The sequence below is a fragment of the Acinetobacter sp. YH12069 genome (assembly GCF_013419675.1).
GTDB classification, from domain to species: Bacteria; Pseudomonadota; Gammaproteobacteria; order Pseudomonadales; family Moraxellaceae; genus Acinetobacter; species Acinetobacter amyesii.
This window is the reverse complement of record NZ_VOZS01000061.1, coordinates 1-1,019: the sequence shown is the minus strand read 5'-3', so window position 1 is coordinate 1,019 and position 1,019 is coordinate 1. Positions and strand designations below refer to the sequence as shown.

Genomic DNA, 1,019 nt, shown 5'->3' with positions numbered 1-1,019 from the left:
AGTGTGCCGCAGCAAGCGGCGTAAGAGATGAGGGTATGGCCCCTCGCTATCGGCTTGCAGGAGCAGGTAGCAAACCACCATAAGCGGCTTGGATCAAAAGTCCCGGTCGTGAGCGTTATGGAAAAGGCATCGTAGAGATGTCAGGTAAGAATTAGGAAGGCGAACAACAGTGAACTGCCGTTCAAGTGTCGAAAGTACTCAAATGACATCAAAACCGGGGATGGAAGTTACCCCGCGATTAGTTTGGCCGTTACCTGCTTACGGGCCATTCGGTGTCCGGCGTAGAGGCAGCGCGATCCTAATTCAGGCTCTTACGTTGAACTGCGGGAACCTTCGGTGGCGATGTCAAGCGAAAGGCACAAGCTCAAAAGGCAAGGCTGATAATAGCAATGCGTCACCAAGGGGCGGAGCAACTCGTAGTAGTGTTGAAGTTACTGTAATGGTAATGGAGCGAAGGGGTTGCATTATCCAGGTCTACGGATTTGTCAACTGTGCAAGCAGGAGGAGCAAAACTTTATGACCAAACCATTTAACATTCCTAAAGCGTTAATCTGGGAGGCATTTAAGAAAGTCAAAGAGAATGGCGGTGCTGCAGGCATCGATCATGAATCTATTGAGCAATTCGAACACCACTTAAAAGGCAACCTGTATAAACTATGGAATCGACTTTGTTCAGGCAGTTATTTTCCATCGCCAGTCAAAGGTGTTCCGATTCCAAAGAAATCAGGTGGGGTACGTATGTTAGGCATTCCAACAGTAGCGGATCGAGTAGCACAAACAGCTGTCAAGCTTATATTGGAGCCACGGATTGATCCTCTATTTCATCCAAACTCTTATGGCTATCGTCCAGGGCGTTCTGCCCATGATGCGATAGCTATGGTGAGGCGACGAAGTTGGGATTATGACTGGGTTGTGGAATTTGATATCAAAGGTTTATTTGATAACATTGATCATAATCTACTCATGCGTGCACTTAAGAAACACTGCGAAATTCCATGGATTCTTCTCTATGTAGAACG

General features: G+C 47.0%; 1 protein-coding gene. It reads left to right on the top strand.

Annotated elements, in window-relative coordinates; translation table 11 throughout:
- Positions 1–516: 516 nt before the first annotated feature.
- The coding region (locus tag FTU16_RS16415) for a reverse transcriptase domain-containing protein (RefSeq protein ID WP_257227164.1) at positions 517–1,019 on the top strand (503 nt) is incomplete at its 3' end.